At 61.9% G+C, this 18,498-nt stretch carries 19 protein-coding genes; 4 read left to right on the forward strand and 15 right to left on the reverse strand.

Annotated features, from left to right (window positions below; translation table 11 throughout):
* Positions 1–71: 71 nt before the first annotated feature.
* On the forward strand, positions 72–845 hold the full coding sequence (locus D0544_RS00170) for a YdcF family protein (RefSeq protein WP_125013674.1): 774 nt from the start codon (positions 72–74) through the stop codon (positions 843–845).
* Here D0544_RS00170 and lnt read toward each other — a convergent pair.
* The 5 genes from lnt to miaB form a co-directional block, all read right to left on the reverse strand.
* Positions 829–2,346, reverse strand: a complete 1,518-nt coding sequence (gene lnt, locus D0544_RS00175; protein ID WP_125013676.1) for an apolipoprotein N-acyltransferase — start codon at positions 2,344–2,346, stop codon at positions 829–831. The genes D0544_RS00170 and lnt overlap by 17 nt on opposite strands.
* A complete protein-coding gene (locus D0544_RS00180; RefSeq protein ID WP_125013678.1) occupies positions 2,346–3,188 on the reverse strand; it encodes an HlyC/CorC family transporter in 843 nt (280 codons plus the stop codon). The genes lnt and D0544_RS00180 overlap by 1 nt, the downstream gene beginning before the upstream one ends.
* Positions 3,189–3,223: 35 nt before the next feature.
* On the reverse strand, positions 3,224–3,682 hold the full coding sequence (gene ybeY, locus D0544_RS00185) for an rRNA maturation RNase YbeY (RefSeq protein WP_125013680.1): 459 nt from the start codon (positions 3,680–3,682) through the stop codon (positions 3,224–3,226).
* Positions 3,679–4,713 carry a PhoH family protein gene (locus D0544_RS00190; protein WP_125015816.1) on the reverse strand — a complete coding sequence of 345 codons (1,035 nt, stop codon included), beginning with the start codon at positions 4,711–4,713 and terminating at the stop codon, positions 3,679–3,681. The genes ybeY and D0544_RS00190 overlap by 4 nt, the downstream gene beginning before the upstream one ends.
* Before the next feature lie 101 nt (positions 4,714–4,814).
* Complete coding sequence (gene miaB, locus D0544_RS00195) at positions 4,815–6,158, reverse strand: tRNA (N6-isopentenyl adenosine(37)-C2)-methylthiotransferase MiaB (protein ID WP_125013682.1); 1,344 nt, start codon at positions 6,156–6,158, stop codon at positions 4,815–4,817.
* Between the two features lie 140 nt (positions 6,159–6,298).
* On the opposite strand from miaB, the gene D0544_RS00200 reads away from it, so the two are divergent.
* The 3 genes from D0544_RS00200 (at position 6,299) to D0544_RS00210 (ending at position 8,817) form a co-directional block, all read left to right on the forward strand.
* The gene (locus tag D0544_RS00200) at positions 6,299–6,625 is read left to right on the forward strand and encodes a DUF1820 family protein (protein WP_125013684.1); all 327 of its coding nucleotides are present in this window, start codon (positions 6,299–6,301) and stop codon (positions 6,623–6,625) included.
* A 507-nt stretch (positions 6,626–7,132) separates the two neighbouring features.
* On the forward strand, positions 7,133–7,576 hold the full coding sequence (locus D0544_RS00205) for a glycine zipper 2TM domain-containing protein (protein ID WP_125013686.1): 444 nt from the start codon (positions 7,133–7,135) through the stop codon (positions 7,574–7,576).
* A gap of 188 nt (positions 7,577–7,764) precedes the next feature.
* Complete coding sequence (locus tag D0544_RS00210; protein WP_125013688.1) at positions 7,765–8,817, forward strand: peptidase M42; 1,053 nt, start codon at positions 7,765–7,767, stop codon at positions 8,815–8,817.
* A gap of 11 nt (positions 8,818–8,828) precedes the next feature.
* On the opposite strand, the gene D0544_RS00215 is transcribed toward D0544_RS00210, so the two are convergent.
* The 10 genes from D0544_RS00215 to D0544_RS00260 all read right to left on the reverse strand — a co-directional run bounded on the left by D0544_RS00215 (position 8,829) and on the right by D0544_RS00260 (position 18,471).
* On the reverse strand, positions 8,829–9,440 hold the full coding sequence (locus D0544_RS00215; RefSeq protein ID WP_125013690.1) for a tetratricopeptide repeat protein: 612 nt from the start codon (positions 9,438–9,440) through the stop codon (positions 8,829–8,831).
* A gap of 79 nt (positions 9,441–9,519) precedes the next feature.
* Positions 9,520–10,173, reverse strand: coding sequence for a hypothetical protein (locus D0544_RS00220; protein ID WP_125013692.1), 654 nt, complete (start codon positions 10,171–10,173; stop codon positions 9,520–9,522).
* Positions 10,174–10,184: 11 nt separating this feature from the next.
* Complete coding sequence (hemL, locus tag D0544_RS00225; protein ID WP_125013694.1) at positions 10,185–11,465, reverse strand: glutamate-1-semialdehyde 2,1-aminomutase; 1,281 nt, start codon at positions 11,463–11,465, stop codon at positions 10,185–10,187.
* Positions 11,466–11,476: 11 nt separating this feature from the next.
* Positions 11,477–12,097, reverse strand: a complete 621-nt coding sequence (gene thiE / locus D0544_RS00230) for a thiamine phosphate synthase (RefSeq protein WP_125013696.1) — start codon at positions 12,095–12,097, stop codon at positions 11,477–11,479.
* Complete coding sequence (gene thiD, locus D0544_RS00235) at positions 12,094–12,885, reverse strand: bifunctional hydroxymethylpyrimidine kinase/phosphomethylpyrimidine kinase (protein ID WP_125013698.1); 792 nt, start codon at positions 12,883–12,885, stop codon at positions 12,094–12,096. The genes thiE and thiD overlap by 4 nt, the downstream gene beginning before the upstream one ends.
* On the reverse strand, positions 12,882–14,270 hold the full coding sequence (radA, locus tag D0544_RS00240; RefSeq protein ID WP_125013700.1) for a DNA repair protein RadA: 1,389 nt from the start codon (positions 14,268–14,270) through the stop codon (positions 12,882–12,884). The genes thiD and radA overlap by 4 nt, the downstream gene beginning before the upstream one ends.
* Before the next feature lie 61 nt (positions 14,271–14,331).
* A complete protein-coding gene (locus D0544_RS00245) occupies positions 14,332–14,703 on the reverse strand; it encodes a PilZ domain-containing protein (protein WP_125013702.1) in 372 nt (123 codons plus the stop codon).
* 113 nt (positions 14,704–14,816) lie between these two features.
* On the reverse strand, positions 14,817–16,478 hold the full coding sequence (gene ettA, locus D0544_RS00250; RefSeq protein WP_125013704.1) for an energy-dependent translational throttle protein EttA: 1,662 nt from the start codon (positions 16,476–16,478) through the stop codon (positions 14,817–14,819).
* Positions 16,479–16,645: 167 nt separating this feature from the next.
* On the reverse strand, positions 16,646–17,953 hold the full coding sequence (locus D0544_RS00255) for a TRAP transporter large permease (protein ID WP_125013706.1): 1,308 nt from the start codon (positions 17,951–17,953) through the stop codon (positions 16,646–16,648).
* Positions 17,953–18,471: a TRAP transporter small permease gene (locus D0544_RS00260; RefSeq protein ID WP_125013708.1), complete on the reverse strand. Its 519-nt coding sequence runs from the start codon at positions 18,469–18,471 to the stop codon at positions 17,953–17,955. Before D0544_RS00260 ends, D0544_RS00255 begins: the two co-directional genes overlap by 1 nt.
* Positions 18,472–18,498: the final 27 nt, after the last annotated feature.

Consider the following 18,498-nt stretch of genomic DNA (forward strand, 5'->3'; position numbering starts at 1 on the left):
CCCCCAGCGGCCTCCCTCTGGCCTACCGCCGCGCTGTCTGGGCCCGGTCACGACACGGATGAGCTGAACTCTTGGTTGGATGGATACTGCTGAAGAGCCTACTACTCCCCCCTGGAAACCAGGTCGCCACAGCCTTGCTGGGAGGGCTGCTACGGCTTCGTTGGCCGCGTCTGGGGGGCGCCCTGATCCTGTTTTCCCTGCTGAGCCTCTACCTGCTCAGTATCCCCTTTGTGGCCACCCAGCTGGCATTTTCTCTGGAGCAACAGTCATCCCCTGTGACGCCGGAGGGATTGTCCAAGGCCCAGTTGCTGGTGGTGCTGGGGGGAGGCCGCCAACCGGCGGCGCCGGAGTATGACGGGCGCGACCGTCCCTCGGTACTGGCGACTGAACGCCTGCTCTATGCGGCCTTCCTCGCCCGCCGGAGTGGCCTCGAGCTGCTGGTGACCGGGGGGGTAGTAGAGGGATGGGAGGAGGAGAGCGAAGCGCAGTTGATGACGCGCCTGCTGCAGCAGGAGCTGGGGGTGCGGGTACTCTGGCAGGAGGGGGCAAGCCGTACCACCCATGAAAATGCGATCAACAGCCGGGCATTGTTGCCCGACTCGATTCAACGCATTGCGCTGGTTACCCATGCCCTGCACATGCCCCGTGCACGCAGGGCCTTCGAACGCGCCGGGTTTGAGGTGATACCGGCTCCCCTCGGCTACCACCGACTGAATCCGGCACAGCCGGCACTCCTCCATTGGTTGCCCTCCGTCCGCTCGCTGTTACTGAGTCGCGATGCCCTGCACGAGTGGTTGGGGGGGAGCTGGTACGACCTCAGAGCGCGCCTCAGGAGCCCCTTCTGAACGGGGTCGATAGCAGCAGGGAGAGGAGTAGCAGGACAAGCAGCGGCCAGGAGCCGGTGGTGCTGAAGGGGGTGTTACCCGTCATCGGAAAGACACTGGCTCTCAGCGCCCCCGGTTCAAACTGGGGCAGTTCGGCCAGCAGGGCGCCTTGCGGGTCAACCACCGCAGTGACCCCGTCGTTGGTCGCCCGGATCAGGTAGCGGCCATTTTCGAGCGCCCGCATGCGCGCCATCTGCAGGTGCTGGTGCGGGCCTATAGAGGCGCCAAACCAGGTGTCGTTGCTGATGGTGAGCAGCAGGTCAGCCTTGGCCCCCATACCCGCTACCAGGTCGGGGTAGACCACCTCGTAGCAGATCAGCGGAGCGAGCTGGTAGGCGCCCGCTCGCAGCAGAGGTTGGTCTGCGGGACCGCGGGCGAAGTCGGACATAGGCAGGTCAAAAAAGGCGATTAGCCCCCGCAGGAGTGACTGCAACGGAACGTACTCACCAAAGGGGACCAGCTGCTGCTTAAGGTAGTCCCCCTCTCCTTGCCCGAGGCTGGTGATGCCGTTGTAAAAAGCCGCCTGGCCGCCCTCCAGCTGGCGATAGATCGGAATGCCAGTGACCAGGCTGGTTTGTGTGCTGCGGGCGTGGCTGGACAGTTGCTCGAGGTAGGGTTGCATACGATGTTGCAGCGCCGGAATGGCATTTTCGGGCCAGACCACGAGGTCGGCGTCCCAGTGATCGGCGGTGAGAGCTTCCAGCCGTCTCAGGGTGTTGTCCAGAAACGCCTGGTTCCACTTCATCTGCTGGGGGATGGCCGGCTGGATCAGGGCTACTTTAAGAGCCGGTGCGCTGGGCTGGCTCCAGGGGTGCAGGCCCAGCAGTACCCCGCCTCCCACTAATGCACCCCAGCCCAGACTTCCAACTATCAATACCCTGGACGGGGTGCGCTGGCGAATCCACTCACCCAGCAGGGCGCCGCCGGCGACGAGCAGGGCGCTGAGGCCGTAGACCCCGCTCACCGGTGCCCAGCCGCTAACGGGGGTATCCAGCAGGGCATAGCCCCAGAGTAACCAGGGGAAGCCGGTAAAGAGCCAGCTGCGACTCCATTCCGCCAGCACCCAGAGCACCACAAACCCCAACAGGGCGATGCGCTGGGCGGCGCAGTGTTGCCTGAGACGGGCGTAGCACCAGGCAAAGGGGGCGATGAACAGCAACGCCATACCCAGGCAAAACAGCAGGGTCAGAACGCTCGCCAGGGGGACTGAGGCGGCACCGAACTGGTGGATGCTAACGTAGACCCAGGAGGTGCCTGCACCAAACAAACCCAGCCCGTAGGCGGTACCGCGCCACAGCGCCTGGCGCGGGGAGAGGGGGTAGAGCAGGAGGTAGAGCAGGGCGCTGGAGAGCAGAGGGAGCGGCCACAGGTCGAGGGGGCTGAACCCCCCCACCGCCAGCGCTCCGCTGGCCAGAGCCAGCGTTTGGGCTCGCCACCCCCCCTGCCAACTGCCCCGGGGCATTAGTTGGTGCTTACTCTGAGCAGACGGATGCGGCGGTTGTCGGCGTTCAGGATGCGGAAGTTGAAGCCCTGCAGGCTGAGCTGCTCGTTGCGCTTCGGCAGGTGCCCGAAGCCCTGCATAACGATCCCCCCGATGGTATCAAACTCGCGGTCGCTGAATTCGCTGCCGAACTGTTCGTTGAAATCCTCGATGGGGGTCAGGGCCTTAACGATAAAGTCATTCTCGCCCACCTGCTTGATAAAGTGCTCGTCGTCAACGTCGTGTTCATCCTCGATATCGCCAACGATCTGCTCAAGCACATCCTCGATGGTGACCAGTCCAGCCACGCCACCGTACTCGTCTATCACTACCGCCATGTGGTTGCGAGTGGCACGGAACTCCTTGAGCAGGACATTCAGGCGCTTGCTTTCGGGCACGAAGGTGGCCGGTCGCAGAATTTCTCGAATATCGAACTCACTCGGTCCGTCGTTGAGCAACAGGGTAAGCAGGTCCTTGGCCAGAAGGATGCCGATCACGTCATCCATGGTGTCGCCAATCACCGGAAAGCGGGAATGGGCCGACTCGATGATGCTGGGAAGGAACTCCCGGGGCTGCTGGCAGGACTTGATGCAGACCACCTGTGAACGCGGAATCATGATCTCCCGCACCTGCATGTCGGCGACGGAGAGTGCACCCTCAATGATGCTCAGCGCCTCGGCATCCACTATGTCGTTGGTTTCCGCCTCGCGCAGCTGCTCCAGCAGCTCGCTGCGGTTTCTGGGGTCGCCGGAGAAGGCCATTGCTAGCCGCTCCAGCCAGCTTCGGTGACCGGGACTTTGGTTACTCGATCGATCTTCGCTCATTGGGGTCTCGTGGGTTGGTTAGAAATATTTGCTGTTCAGTCGTCGTCGGCCTGATAGGGATCCTGGAAGCCCAGCTGCATCATCAGCTCGGTTTCAAGGGTCTCCATCTCCTGCGCTTCCTGATCATCTATATGGTCAAATCCCAGCAGATGCAAGGTGCCGTGGATGATCATGTGGGCCCAGTGGGCCTCCAGGGCCTTGTGTTGCTCGCGGGCCTCGCGTTCAACCACCGGGGCGCAGATCACCAGGTCACCCAGCAACGGCAGCGGGATACCGGCCGGGAACTCGGCGGGGAATGATAGGACGTTGGTTGGCCCTTGCTTGCCACGGTATTGCTGGTTGAGATCTGCGCTTTCTGCTTCGTCGACCAGGCGTACGCTGAGCTCCGCTTCGGTGCGTCGCCCTGCCAGGGCGACTTCGGCCCAGTGGTGCAGGGTTTCCTGGCTGGGGGTCTCGTTATCACAGGCGACCTGCAGGTCCAGTTCAAGGCTCATTGGCCGGCACCTCCGCGGGGGGCGTGCTGGCCATCCTGTTGTTCGTGGCGGCGGTCACCCTGGCTGTCGTCGTGGAGGTCGTAGGCTTCTACAATCCGCTGCACCAGCGGGTGGCGGACCACGTCCCGCGAGCTGAAATGGGTGAAGCCGATCCCTTTGACGTCCTTCAGGACACGGGTGGCCTGTACCAACCCCGAGCGAGTGCCCCGGGGGAGGTCAACCTGGGTAATGTCGCCGGTGATGACCGCAGAGGAGCCGAACCCGATCCGGGTCAGGAACATCTTCATCTGCTCAGCCGTGGTGTTCTGGCTCTCATCCAGGATGATAAAGGCATTGTTAAGGGTGCGGCCGCGCATATAGGCCAGCGGCGCCAGCTCGATGACGTTTTTCTCGATCAGTTTTTCGACGCGCTCAAACCCCAGCATCTCGTAAAGAGCGTCGTAGAGGGGGCGCAGGTAGGGGTCGATCTTCTGGCTCAGGTCGCCGGGCAGGAAGCCGAGTTTCTCTCCCGCCTCCACCGCCGGGCGCACCAGCAGGATGCGGCGCACCTCTTCGCGCTCCAGGGCCTGTACGGCGCAGGCGACGGCGAGGTAGGTCTTGCCGGTGCCGGCCGGGCCGATACCGAAGTTGATATCGTGCTGACCGATACTGCGAACATAGCCCTGCTGGTTGGGACCGCGGGGCTTGATCAGCCCGCGCTTGGTCTGGATGGTGACCGGCGGGTGGGCAGGGTCATCGTTCGCGGTGATCTCATCGAGCCCCGACTCCTGCAGAAACAGGTGCACCAGGTCAGGGGTCAGGTCGGTACCGTTACCCGTTTCCCGGTAGAGTTGCTTGAGGACCTGCTCGGCGGCCTGTGAATTGCTGTGGTTGCCCACCAGCTCGAACTGGTTGCCGCGACTGCGGATGCGCACGTTGAGGCGTTCCTCAATCTGCTTCAGGTGTTCGTTGAACTGCCCGCAAAGGTTCGCAAAGCGCTGCGTATCGTGGGGGCTGAGGCTGAATTGATAATGGTTCTGGTGTGCGTTCAAGGTGTCTGTATCGCCGTAAATGGCGGCAATCCTGCTTGCCTTCAAGGATATACCCGTGGAGGCAGAAAGCAAGATCGCCGAGAATGGGGTCAAAGGTCACACTAGCGGGGAGCCACGCTATCATCGAGGGTGGCGCGCAGGCAGTTGGGCAGCGCTTCTTCGATCTTCACCTGGACAAATTTACCGATCAGGCGCGGATCGCTGGCGCTGAAGATGACGACCCGGTTGTTTTCGGTGCGGGCCTGAAGCTGGCCGGGATCGCGTTTGGAGTAACCGGTTACCAGCACCTCTTCGGTGTTGCCCACCATGCGTCGGCTGATCTCCATCGCCTGCTGGATAATACGGGTTTGCAGGATTTCCAGGCGCTGCTTCTTGATCTCCTCAGGGGTGTCGTCCTTGAGATCGGCCGCGGGGGTGCCGGGGCGGGCGCTGTAGACGAAGCTGAAGGAGTGGTCGAAGCCGATCTCGGTAATCAGCTTCATGGTTTGCTCGAAATCTTTTTCGGTTTCGCCGGGGAAGCCGATAATAAAGTCGGAGGAGATGCTCATGCCGGGGCGCAGTTTACGCAGGGCGCGAATCTTGGACTTATACTCCAGCGCCGTGTGGCCGCGTTTCATGGCGGCCAGGATTCGGTCGGACCCACTCTGTACCGGCAGGTGCAGATGGCTCACCAGCTCGGGGACCTCTTCGTAGACCGCTACCAGGGCATCGGAAAACTCAATCGGGTGAGAGGTGGTGAAGCGGATGCGGCCAATACCCTCGATCGCGGCGACCAGTGTGATCAGCTCGGCCAGGTCGGCGGTCGAGCCGTCCTCGCGCAGGCCGCGGTAGGCGTTGACGTTCTGCCCCAGCAGGTTAATCTCGCGAACCCCCTGCTCGGCGAGGTGTACGCACTCGGCGATGACATCGTCGAAGGGGCGGCTGACCTCCTCCCCGCGGGTGTAGGGAACCACGCAGAAGGTGCAGTATTTGCTGCACCCCTCCATCACCGAAACAAAGGCGCTGGGGCCATCGACACTGGGCTCCGGCAGGCGGTCGAACTTCTCGATCTCCGGGAAGCTGACGTCAACCACCGCCTTCCCGGTGGTGCGCATGGCGTCAATCATCTCGGGAACCCGGTGCAGGGTCTGGGGGCCAAACACCAGGTCGACGTGGGGCGCGCGCCGGCGGATGGCGTCCCCCTCCTGGGAGGCAACGCAGCCGCCCACACCGATCATCAACTCGGGATTTTTGTCCTTCAGCTTTTTCCAGCGCCCCAGTTGGTGGAACACCTTCTCCTGGGCCTTTTCACGAATCGAGCAGGTATTGAGCAGCAGCACATCCGCCTCGTCGGCGTTGTCGGTCAGCTCGAGTTCGTGGCTTTCGCCGAGCAGGTCAGCCATACGCGCCGAGTCATACTCGTTCATCTGGCAGCCGTGGGTCTTGATAAACAGCTTCTTGGCCATATCAGGTAGTCGTTTGGAATCGCAATCATATAGGGGGGATGGGGGGACCGCGCATTATATAGGCAGCGATGGATAAATCCTAGCTGTATGCTATTCTTACGCCCCCTCCGAATCAGCCCTATTTCAAGGGTAGAGAGTCCATGGCAAAACAGATTTTCAAGGTGATATTTATTAATGATGGGCAGGTGTTTGAGCTCTATGCCAAACAGGTCTATCAGAGCGATCTATACGGGTTTATCGAGGTTGAGGAGTTCCTGTTCGGGGAGCGTAGCCAGCTGCTGGTGGACCCCGCAGAAGAGAAGCTCAAGAGCGAGTTTGCCGGTGTCCGGCGCAGTTATATCCCGATGACCTCCATCATCCGCATTGATGAGGTGGATAAAGAGGGAGCGGTGAAAATGCATGCGTGCCAGGGTAACAAGGTGACCCAGCTGCCGTTGCCCCCTCTCAAACCCGGCAGCGACCAATAATGGCAAATATCCTACAAAGCCCAGGCCAGATCTCTACTGTGGTGGGGCCGGCCGCTCGCGCATACTGAACCTGCCTAGGATAGCATTCACACAAGGACGTGTATCAGGCAAACATTGCAGGAGCATTACCCGGAAGGATCCGGAGTTGCCTGACCCGAAACAACCCGTGCATTCGCCGGGTTGTTTTTTTATGTACAGGATGTACGGTACGCCGCGGGGCCAGGGATGGCCAGGAGCGGCGTGGGTGGATCCATAGCCGATCGTTGCTCCTGCAAGCGACACTCCTGACGTCCCTGTCAGTGGTACGCCGCGGGGCCAGGCGGCAAAACAGGCTCCCACAGCATTTCTGCTGTATGGGGTTTTAGTTCGACATCCATATTTCGCACGCCGCGGCTTAATCCCTATTGGTACCTGAATCCGAGCTTGTGCGACCAGGCTGCTGCTATAGTTTTCAGTGTTCAGGAGTCCGGTTAAGGTCAGGCAATGGTGATTAAGAGGGCGTTATTTATGAAATCCAAAATGTCAGTGGTGTCGTTGGTGCTAGCTGCGGTGTTCCTGGTTGGCTGTGCGACGCCGGGGACTACGACGGGAGAGATGGAGATCCGGTCGGGGGTTATTCAGTCCATTACGCCAACCCAGATTGAGTCGAGTCATCATCAAGGGATCGGGGCGATTCTTGGGGGGCTGGGCGGTGCCGCGGTGGGTAGCTTGTTCGGCAATGGCTCTGGGCGTGATGTGATGATGGTGGCTGGAGCCGTGGGCGGAGGGTTTGCCGGCAATGCGGTACAGAAAAACTACGACCAGCCGATTGCGGGGCAGCAGATTCTGGTACGGCTCAATAACGGCGTCCTGGTGACGGTGATCCAGCCGGTGAATGCGCAGTTGGCCCCCGATATGAAAGTGTACGTGCAGGGTGCCGGCACCGAGGCTCATGTGGTGCCTCAATACTAGCGCAGAGAGGGGCGGTTGATCATTACCGGCTGGGGTAGGCGTGCGAATGACCCCCATTTTTGTTTGAAGGGTTTTCGTTCGCTGGGCTTCCAGTAAAGCCTGTTAAAACAGTAGCTGGATTTTCTAAAAATACTCCATAATCAGCTGTTGCCTGATCCTTTGTCATGCCCTGCGATGGAAGCCCTGTCATGTTGAGTAGCGAGTTTATCGATCTGTTGAAGATGTTGGTGCGCCAGCCCAGCGTGGTGGGGGCGGAGCACTCCTTTTTCAGAGTCCTGCAGCGTGAGCTGGAGGAGCGTGGAGCCAAGGTTGTCTGGTACGAGGGGTTGCTGGTGGCGCAAGGCAGCGACCCTTTCAGTGTGATGCTTTCGGCCCATGTTGATCGCCATGGCCTGATCTGCACCGGACCCAACGAGTTCCAGTATGCCGCCTTTGTGGCGGGCAACCGCACGGACCTGCTAAATAACTCGGTCTCCGAGGAATTGATGAGCAAGGTAACGCAGCGTTTTATCGGTGAGCCGGTGTACGCCTACGAGCCCTGGTCCGGTGTCTACCGGGGCAATGGTGTGATTCGAAGCGCATCGGTGTGTGAGTTTCGACATAACCTGATTTTCGAGGTCGAGGGGTTGGAGAGCGTCGTGGCGGGTACCCCCATCGCGTTCCGGGATCAGTTAAGGCTCAGTAACGGCCGTCTGGTGGGGCAGCTGGATAACGTGCTCTCGGCGGCCGCACTGGTGCATCTTTTCAGTCTCGGCTTCCAGGGCACCGCGTTTTTCACCGCACAGGAGGAGGCGGGTAAGAGTTGGCGCTTTTTGCTGGAGTGGTTTCGTCGCTTCGGTGGCTCCACCAACCGCCTCTTTGTGGTGGACACCAGCCCCTTTCCCTCGGTGGAGACGGCCAACCAGCAACTGCTGGTGCTCAGGGAAAAAGATGCCAACGCGCCTTTCAACCGGGAGAGTACCCAGCTGGTTGAGCGGCTCTGCCGGGAAAAGGGGTTCAGCTACCTCTATAAGGACCGTTACATGGAAGCTGAAAACCAGCGCCGGATCGCTGAGGGAGAATCCCCCGGCTCCCTGGGCAGTACCGAGATGGGGCGTTCAATCGCCGCCTCCAATGGCTTGGTGGATGGCACGACTATCCAGATACCCACCACCGGCTACCACACCATGGAGGAGTCTGCCGGTTGGGAGTCGGTTGATGCCTTTATGGAGGTGCTGAAGTCACTCTCCAGCATCGAGTAGGGTTAACCGGGTCAGTCGTCCAGCAGCCCGCTTGGGTCCGCGGGATCGAGTGGTACCTGAGTGTCGGGGCTGGTAGCCAGGCTGGCGCGGTAGTTCTTGAAGATCCGGCTTAGGGTGTAAAAGGCTTGCAGCTTTTGCTCTTCGCTGAGCTCCTCGGCGAACAGGTCCATGGCGCTGATGGCTTCGTCAAACCCGTTGACGGCGGACATCTTCATCATGATGTAGGCCTCCACCAGGTTGGGGGCAGTACCCTCACCCCGATAGAGCATGAAAGCGATCTGGTATTGTGCCTGGGCATGGCCTTGCAGGGAGGCTCGCTGGAACCAGAGCATCGCCTGTTGGGTGTCGCGTGGAATCACCACCCCTTCGTAGTAGAGGTTGCCCAGCAGGAACTGGGCTTTGGGGTCGCCCCCGGAAGCCGCCTGTTCGCAAGCTGCCAGGGCGTAGGGGAGGTCTGGCTCCCGGGGGCTGATGCGGCAGCGCTCAGAGGCGGGCACCAGCAGGGAGTCTACATCGAATTTCAGGTAGTTGAGCGGTGGGGCGGCTTGTGCGTTGAGGGAGGGGCTACTGGCCAGCAACAGGGTGCTGAGCATCAGGCTAGCCAAGGGTCTCAATTCAGGCACAACGATTTCCGCAGGGGTTGGTTAAAAACAGATCGCTTTGTTTATACACCTGCCGACCAGCTTTGTAAATAAGTCCATACTAACCTGCTAGCGACCTTTCCTGCTGGATCTGCTTCTTCATTCGGTGTCGAAGCAGGAAGAAAAGCGAACTCGCAAGAAAGAGGTTGGACAGGGCCAGCAGGTAGTGGAACAGGTCGACCCGGAGCAGCCCGCTGAGGTTGACTTCGGTGCCGATCACCAGACCGGCAATGGCACTGGCGAGGCTGCCGGCCAGACCGAACAGTGCAATGGTACGGTGACGGCGTAGCTGGACAAGGGAACAGGCGGCGATCAGCAGCAGCGCAGAAGCGCCTAGCAGCAAACGGTACTGGGGGATCCACTCCAGCCGTCGGGCAACCTCAAAAGCCACCATCAGGGCCAGCAGCAGGCGCCCCCAGCCGGGTCGGCTCAGGGGGCGGGGCAGGGTGAGGCAGAGAAATGCGGTGGCGATCAGTGGCAAGGCCATGAAGGTGGCGGCCTGGCTGAACAGACTATGGGCTTCGCGCCACTGCTCTCCGAGGCCAAAGCGCAGGCTGCCAAACAGGGCGGCCAGGGTAAAGCCCAGAAAGCCCACCATGGCGCCCAGGGCCGCTGCGCGGTCGCCCTCGCTGGCGTTGCTGCGCTGCGCCACCATCACCATGGCAAAGCCACTGCTCAGGCAGAGGACCGCGTCGGAGATTGCCGTACTGAGCATGACGCTGTCCGTTACAGTTGGGCGAACGCCTTCTCGGCAGCGTCCAGGGTCAGCTGGATCTCCTTCTCGCCGTGAGCTTTGGAGACAAAGCCCGCCTCGAAGGCGGAGGGGGCCAGGTAAACCCCCTGCTCCAGCATCAGGTGGAAGAAGCGCTTGAAACGCTCGGCGTCACAGGCCATCACCTGCTCGAAGCTGGTGACAGCCGGCTGCTCGGTAAAGAAGAGACCGAACATGGCGCCCACCTGAACCGTGGTGAAGGGGATGCCTGCCTCCGCCGCGCGCTGCTTGAGGCCGTTCAGCAGTTGCGCGGTGGTGGCGCTGAGTTCGTCGTAAAAGCCTTCGGCGGAGATCGCCTCCAGCATGGCCAGGCCCGCCGCCATGGCAACCGGGTTACCGGAGAGGGTGCCCGCCTGGTAGACCGGGCCCGCGGGAGCCAGCTGCTGCATGATCTCGCGGCGTCCCCCGAAGGCACCGACCGGCATGCCGCCGCCGATGATCTTGCCCAGGGTGGTGAGGTCCGGGGTGATGTTGTAGATCGACTGGGCGCCGGCCAATGCCACCCGGAAGCCGGTCATCACCTCGTCGAAAATCAGTACGCTCTGGTGCTGGTCGCAGAGTTCCCGCAGGGTTTCGAGAAACCCGGGCTGGGGCGGAATGCAGTTCATGTTGCCGGCCACCGGCTCGACGATGATGCAGGCGATCTGGTCGCCCATCTCGGCAAAGAGGGCGCGCACCGCATCGCTGTTGTTGTAGGGCAGGGTCAGGGTGTGTTCGGCTACCGACGCGGGTACGCCGGGGGAGTTGGGGACTCCCAGGGTCAGGGCACCGGAGCCCGCCTTGACCAGCAGGGCGTCGGCGTGGCCGTGGTAGCAGCCCTCGAACTTGACGATCTTGTCCCGGCCGGTGAAGCCTCGGGCCAGGCGGATGGCGCTCATGGTGGCCTCGGTGCCGGAGTTAACCATGCGCACCTGCTCAATGGAGGGAATCAGTTGGCACACTTTCTCCGCCATACGGGTCTCGATCTCGGTGGGGGCACCAAAGCTGAGTCCGCGGTCGATCTGCTGGAGAACCGCATTGATCACGCTCGGGTGGTTGTGGCCCAGGATCATGGGTCCCCAGGAGCCGATGTAGTCGACATAGGCCTTGTCATCCTCATCGAAAAGGTAGGCGCCCGCCGCACGTTGGAAAAAGACGGGGGTACCACCGACACCGTTGAAGGCGCGGACGGGGGAGTTGACTCCACCGGGGATGCTGAGTTTGGCCTGGTCGAAAAGCTGCTCGGATCGGGACATGGGGATTCCTGTTAAAAACGGTCAAAGATGCGGTTGAGGTCGCGGGCGCGCTGCTCGATATCCCGGCTCGAAAAGAGATCGTGAATCACTGCGATAGCGTCCGCGCCACGGGAGATCACCTGGGCGGCATTATCCACGGTAATGCCGCCGATGGCTACCAGCGGCAGGTGCAACTGTGAGCGTGCCCGCAACAGGAGGTCCAGCGGCGCTGGTGGCGCATCCGGTTTGGTGTGGGAGTGAAAGAAACGGCCGAATGCCACGTAGGAGGCGCCCCCCTGCTGGGCTTCCCGTGCCAGCTCCAGTGAATCGTGGCAGGTGATGCCGATGAGGGCGTCCGGCCCCAGCTCGGCACGGGCTTGCTGCAGTTTCAGGTCGCCCTGGCCCAGATGTACTCCGGCCGCCTGGCAGGCTTTGGCCAGCGCCAGGTCATCATTGATCAGCAACGGAACCGAGTAACGGTCGCACAGCCGCTTCAGGTGCAAGGCTTGTTCAAGGCGGCGCGCGTCCCCCGGCTCCTTGTCGCGGTACTGCAGTAGGCGGACCCCGCCGCGCAGAGCCTGCTCCACCGCGCCAGGCAGCTGGTCGGGGGGGAGCAGGCAGGCGTCGGTGATGGCGTAGAGACCCTTGATCATTTGGAGGGCAGGTCCCCTTGCCGGTGCAGGCGCCGGGGAAACTGCTGGCCTTGCCCGAGAGGGTAAGCGCTTACCAGGCTGCGGTAGCAGTAGTCCAGTGCGCTTCTGCAGGCATCTCCTGGGGCGGCTCCCTGGGCCAGGCGTGCCGCCAGGGCGGCGGCGAGGGTGCAACCGCTGCCGTGGTATTCACCGGCGAGACGTTCGCAGTAGAAGTTTTGTCGCTCGCCGCTGGCTGAGGCCAGCTGGTGACGGATCTGCTCCCCAGGGGCGTGGGTACCGGTCAGCAGCAGCCGTCGTGCGCCCTTGCGAAAGAGGCGCTCAAGTGCCTGCTCGGGGTCAGTGTCGCCGGCCAGAGCGGCCAGCTCATGGGTGTTGGGGGTGCAGAGATCGGCGCGGGGGAGCAGGTCTCCCAGTGCCTCCAGTAAGCCTTGGCGGGCCAGGCTGCCACCGCCGCCCCCGGCCAGGACCGGATCCATGACCAGTGGTGTGTCGGGGTAGGGGGCAATGATCTTCTGCACCGCCGCAACGATCTGCGGCGAGCCCAGGGCTCCCAGTTTGAAAGCGTCCGGTCGCAGGTCGGCGAGCAGCACCCTTGCCTGCTCAAGCAGGAGTTGGGGGTCGCAGGGTAACAGCTGCAAAACGCCCCGGCTGTCCTGCACCGTCTGGCAGCTGATCAATGGGCAGCAGTGGGCGCCCATGGCGGCGATCGCCTCGATGTCGGCGGCGATGCCAGCGCCACCGGTGGGGTCAAGTCCCGAGATTGCGACCACTACCGCCGGTCGACTCATGGTTCGCAATCCTGGATGCGATCCAGCGCCTCGCTAAGGCTGGTGACGCCAAACAGCTGAATGCCCTCGATCGGCTCCCGCGGCAGGTTAGCCTTGGGAACGATGGCCTGTTTAAAACCATGCTTGGCGGCTTCCTGGATTCGTTCCTGGCCGTTGGCCACCGGTCGGATCTCGCCGGAGAGTCCCACCTCACCGAAGGCGAACAGCTGCTGGTTGATGGGGCGGTCGCGCAGGCTCGAGAGGATGGCCAGGATCACGGGAAGATCGGCGCTGGTCTCGCTGATGCGCACCCCGCCCACCACGTTGACGAACACATCCTGGTCGCTGGTGAAGATGCCCCCATGGCGGTTGAGGACCGCCAGCAGCATCGCCAGCCGGTTCTGGTCGAGGCCAACGGTGACTCGCCGCGGGTTACCCAGCTGGGACTCCACTACCAGTGCCTGCAGCTCCACCAGTAATGGGCGGGTACCCTCCCAGAGCACGTTGATGATGCTGCCGGAGACCTTCTTGTCGTGGCGGTTGAGGAAAATGGCCGAAGGGTTGCGCACCTCCTTGAGGCCTCGCTCGGTCATGGCGAAGATCCCCAGTTCGTTGACCTGGCCGAAGCGGTTCTTGGTGGCGCGCATGATTCGGTAGCGGGAGTCATCGCTGTTGCCCAGCATCAGCTGGGTGTCGATGATGTGAGAAAGGGTCATGGGGCCCGCCAGCGAGTTGTCCTTGGTGACGTGGCCGACGATCAGCAGCACGGTGTTGCTCTGTTTGGCGAAACGGGTGAGAAAGGCGGCACTCTCCCGCACCTGGGAGACGCCGCCGGGGGCGGAATCGATGCCGCTCATGTACATCACCTGGATCGAGTCGATCACAATGATGCCGGGCTTCTCGCGTTCGGCGATGGCGACTACGCTTTCGGCGCTGGTTTCGGCCAGCATCTTCAGTTGGTGGGTGGGCAACCCCAGGCGCTGGGCGCGGCTCGCGATCTGTTGCAGAGACTCCTCACCGGAAACGTAGAGGGCCGGCATGGCCTGCGCGATGTGGCAGAGCACCTGCAGTAGCACGGTGCTCTTGCCGGCGCCGGGGTTGCCCCCCAGCAGGACCGCGCTACCAGGAACAAAACCGCCCCCCAGAACCCGGTCGAACTCCTCGATGCCGCTGGAAAAACGGGGTGTCTGGCCGACGTCAACATCGGCCAGTAGCTGCACCTCGCTGAGGGCGCCGGCAAAACCGCTGCGGGAGGCCGTCGTGGCGAGGTGGGGGGCGGTGCTGCCGAGGTTGATCTCGACCAGGGTGTTCCAGGCCTTGCAGTCGGGACATTGGCCCTGCCACTTGCTGGATTCGCTGCCGCAGTCGTTGCATACGAATGCCTTGCGGGATTTTGCTTTTGCCATGGGGGTCAGGGTATCAAAAATCCCGGGGCGTTGGGGGCGCCCCGGGGTGGTAGAGGAGGGGTTAGTGGCTGAGTGCGCTCAGCTCGCGCTCCAGCAGCTGGTGGTCACCCAGGTTCAGCTCTGCCAGACGTTTGAGCAGGGTAATGCTGTCGAGATCGATCTGGCAGCAGGAGAAACCGGTGAGGCCGCCGCGCTCATGGGCAAACTCGAGCAGCATCTCGATCTGGTGCTCGCTGTCGAGGTTGACGTCGATCTTGCAGGGGCTGTCGAGGGAGAGGTCACAGTCATCGCCCAGGCGAACCAGGACCCCATTCAATGAGATGTCGACCAGGCTTACCGGCCAGCGTTTACCCTCCTGGCTGATCACACTATCCGCGTCAAAAGCAAAGCGGGTGAAGTGACGGCGGTCGGTGGGCGTATCCCCTGAAGACATAGCGATCGTTCCTGCGGTCGGTGGGCGGCGAGTTGCCGATTACCTAGAACTATAGTGATTTTTGCCCCGGGGGCAAGCATCGGTACCGGAGTGCCGATGCTGGCTGCCGCCGGTCAGGCCAGGCGTTTGTACTTGACCCGCTTGGGCTGGGCATCCTCACCCAGGCGCTGTTTGCGGTCGGCCTCGTACTCGCTGTAGTTACCCTCGAAGAAGCTGACCTGGGAATCCCCCTCGTAGGCGAGGATGTGGGTGGCGATGCGGTCCAGGAACCAGCGGTCGTGGGAAATCACCACCGCACAGCCGGGAAACTCCAGCAGCGCCTCTTCCAGGGCACGCAGGGTTTCCACGTCGAGGTCGTTACTGGGCTCATCGAGCAGCAGCAGGTTGGCACCCTGTTTAAGAGTGTTGGCCAGGTGCAGCCGGCCCCGCTCACCTCCGGAGAGATCCTTGACGAATTTCTGCTGGTCGGCGCCCTTGAAATTAAAGCGTCCCACGTAGGTGCGGGAGGGAATCTCGTAGCCGTTGATGCGGAGGATATCCTGACCGTCAGAGATCTCCTGCCAGACACTGTTGCTGCCGTCGAGGGCGTCCCGGCTCTGGTCAACGAAGGCCAGCTTAACGGTGTCGCCGACGCTGATGGTGCCGCTGTCGGGTTGCTCCTGCCCGCTGATCATCTTGAACAGGGTCGACTTACCGGCGCCGTTACCACCAATGACGCCGACAATCGCCCCCTTGGGGATGGTGAAACTGAGGTTGTCGATCAGCAGCTTGTCACCAAAGGATTTGCTGACCCCCTCAAACTCGACCACCTTGTCCCCCAGGCGCGGTCCGGGTGGAATGTAGATCTCGTTGGTTTCATTGCGGCGCTGGTAATCCTGTGAACTCATCTCCTCGAAGCGGGCCAGTCGCGCCTTGCTCTTGGACTGGCGCCCCTTGGCGTTGGAGCGAACCCACTCCAGCTCGTGTCGAATCGACTTCTCACGGGCCTGCTGCTGCTTCTCCTCGCGCAGCAGGCGCTCCTCCTTGGCGCCCAGCCAGGCGGAGTAGTTGCCCTCGAAGGGGATGCCGTAGCCACGGTCGAGCTCGAGGATCCAGCTGGCGGCGTTGTCGAGGAAGTAGCGGTCGTGGGTGATCGCCACCACGGTACCGGGGTACTCATGCAGGAAACGCTCTAGCCAGCCCACGCTCTCGGCATCCAGGTGGTTGGTGGGCTCGTCGAGCAGCAGCATGTCGGGGCTGGAGAGCAGCAGGCGGCAGAGGGCGACCCGACGCTTCTCACCGCCGGAGAGGTTTTTCACCTGGGCGTCCCAGTCGGGAAGACGCAGGGCGTCGGCGGCCACCTCCAGCTTGCGCTCCATGTTGTGGGCGTCGGCGGCCTGGATGATGTTTTCCAGGCGCGCCTGTTCGGCGGCCAGGGCATCGAAATCAGCATCCGGCTCGGCGTAGGCGGCGTAGACCTCATCCAGGCGCGCCTGCGCTTCTGCTACCTCGGAGAGCGCCTCCTCCACCACCTGGCGCACGTTCTTTTCCGGGTCCAGTTGCGGCTCCTGGGGCAGGTAGCCCACCTTGATGCCAGGCTGGGGGCGTGCCTCCCCCTCGATCTCGGTGTCTACCCCGGCCATGATCCGCAGCAGGGTCGATTTACCGGAGCCGTTCAGCCCCAGTACGCCTATTTTGGCGCCGGGGAAGAAGGAGAGGGAGATGTTTTTGAGGATTTCACGCTTCGGGGGAACGATCTTGCCCACCCGGTTCATGGTATAGACGTATTGAGCCATCGGTATTGGATTCCGCCAGTGAGATTGGTGCGAGTCAGCGAAATATACCGAACTGGCCCCTTAATGGCTATGGCGCGGGGCCAGGACAGGTGCAGGGGAGGCGCTCGCGGACCACCCGTCAGGGGGTGACCCGCGATGGCTCAGGGTGCGACCCCGCCAGCGCTGTTTTACCGCTGTGTCATGGTGGTTGGCAGGTAGGTGACAATCTCCGGGAACCAGCTGATTAGCAGGATCGCTGCCAGAATCAACAGGAAAAAAGGCAGCGCCGCGCGGGCGACGTAGAGTATGTCCTTGCCGGTCAGTGCTTGGATCACGAACAGGTTGAAGCCAACCGGCGGCGTGATCTGGGACATCTCGACCACGAGGACGATATAGATGCCGAACCAAAGCAGATCAATGTTGGCCTGCGCCACCATAGGTAACACCACCGCCACCGTTAGCACCACCACAGAAATCCCGTCCAGGAAACAACCCAGGGCCACAAATAGCACGGTTAGGTAGATCAGCAGCTCGAAGGGTGACAGTGCCAGGGTCCCGATCCATTCTGCCAGGGCTTTGGGGATGCCCAGGAAGCCCATCGACAGAGTGAGGAAGTGGGCTCCTACCAGGATCAGGCCGATCATGCAGGAGCTCTTAACGGCCCCCAGCAGGCTCTCCATAAAGCTGGACCGGCTCAGCGAACCGGATGCTGCGGCCAGAATCAACGCACCGAATACTCCCAGGGCGGCAGCTTCGGTGGGTGTGGTCAGGCCACCGTAGATGGAGCCCAGCACGAACCCGATCAGGCCGACAATCGGTATCAGCTTGCGCAGCGCCTTTATTTTGGCGCCTAGGGAGATCTGCTCCGCATCATGCTGGGGAAGCTCACTCTTGTTGAACATCGCCCAGATCATGGTGTAACCCATGAACAGGGTCACCAGCATCAGCCCGGGAAGGGCTCCTGCGATGAACAGCCGGCCGATCGATACCTCGGCGGCGACACCGTAGACGATGAGTATGATTGAAGGGGGGATCAGCAGGCCCAGGGTGCCGGATCCGGCCAGAGTCCCCACCGCCATTCGGTCGCTATAGCCCTGGGCCTTGAGCTCCGGCAGGGTCATTCGTCCTATGGTAGCCGCGGTGGCAGCCGAGGAGCCTGAGACGGCTGCAAAGATGCCGCAGCTCAGTACATTGACGTGCAGCAGCTTGCCTGGCAGCCCACCGAGCCAGGGGGCCAGCCCCTTGAACAGATCCTCCGACAGGCGAGTACGGAACAGTACCTCGCCCATCCAGATAAACATCGGCAGTGCCGTCAGCGCCCAACCCGTGCTGGCCCCCCAGCTGGAGGTGGCGAACAGGAGGCCGATCTGGTCATTGCCGGACAGGTAAAGGCCGAGGGCGCCCACGCCTACCAGCGCCAGGGATACCCAGACCCCCGCAGCCAGCATCAGCAGCATGGCTGCGGCGAGAATGATTGAAACCAGGGCGATCTCCATCAGAGCTCCTCCATAGTGATTTCGCCCTCATGGGGCATATAGGAGGGCTCTTTACCTATCAGTAACAGGATCAGGTCATCCAGCACGGCGATGGTAAGCGCCAGAGAACCCAGGCCTACGGGAATCTGGGGTATCCATAGGGGGACGGGTATATAACCGTAGGAAACCTCTTCGAAAACGTATGACTCCCATATCATGTGCCAGCTGTAGTAGGCGATAAAACTGGTCAGGGCGAGGGCAAAAACCAGTACCACCAGCTCTTGCCGGTAGCGAGCGCGTTTGGACCATTTCTGGATGACCAGGGTGACCCGGATATGCCCCCCCTCGTGGAAGGTATACGCCAGCCCGAAGAAGGTTGCCGCGGCCAGGGCATAGCCGGAAAAGTCTTCCGCTGAAGGGACGATAAAACCGAAGAAGCGGCCGACCACCTGTGCCAGGATGATCAGCATGATGAGGACAATGCACAGCCCGGATGCGTAACCGGAGGCCAGGTAGAACTTATCTCGAAGGGCGTTCATGGTCGGGTCCTTGCTAGCGTCACCCCG

The sequence above is a fragment of the Aestuariirhabdus litorea genome (genome assembly GCF_003864255.1).
GTDB lineage: Bacteria > Pseudomonadota > Gammaproteobacteria > Pseudomonadales > Aestuariirhabdaceae > Aestuariirhabdus > Aestuariirhabdus litorea.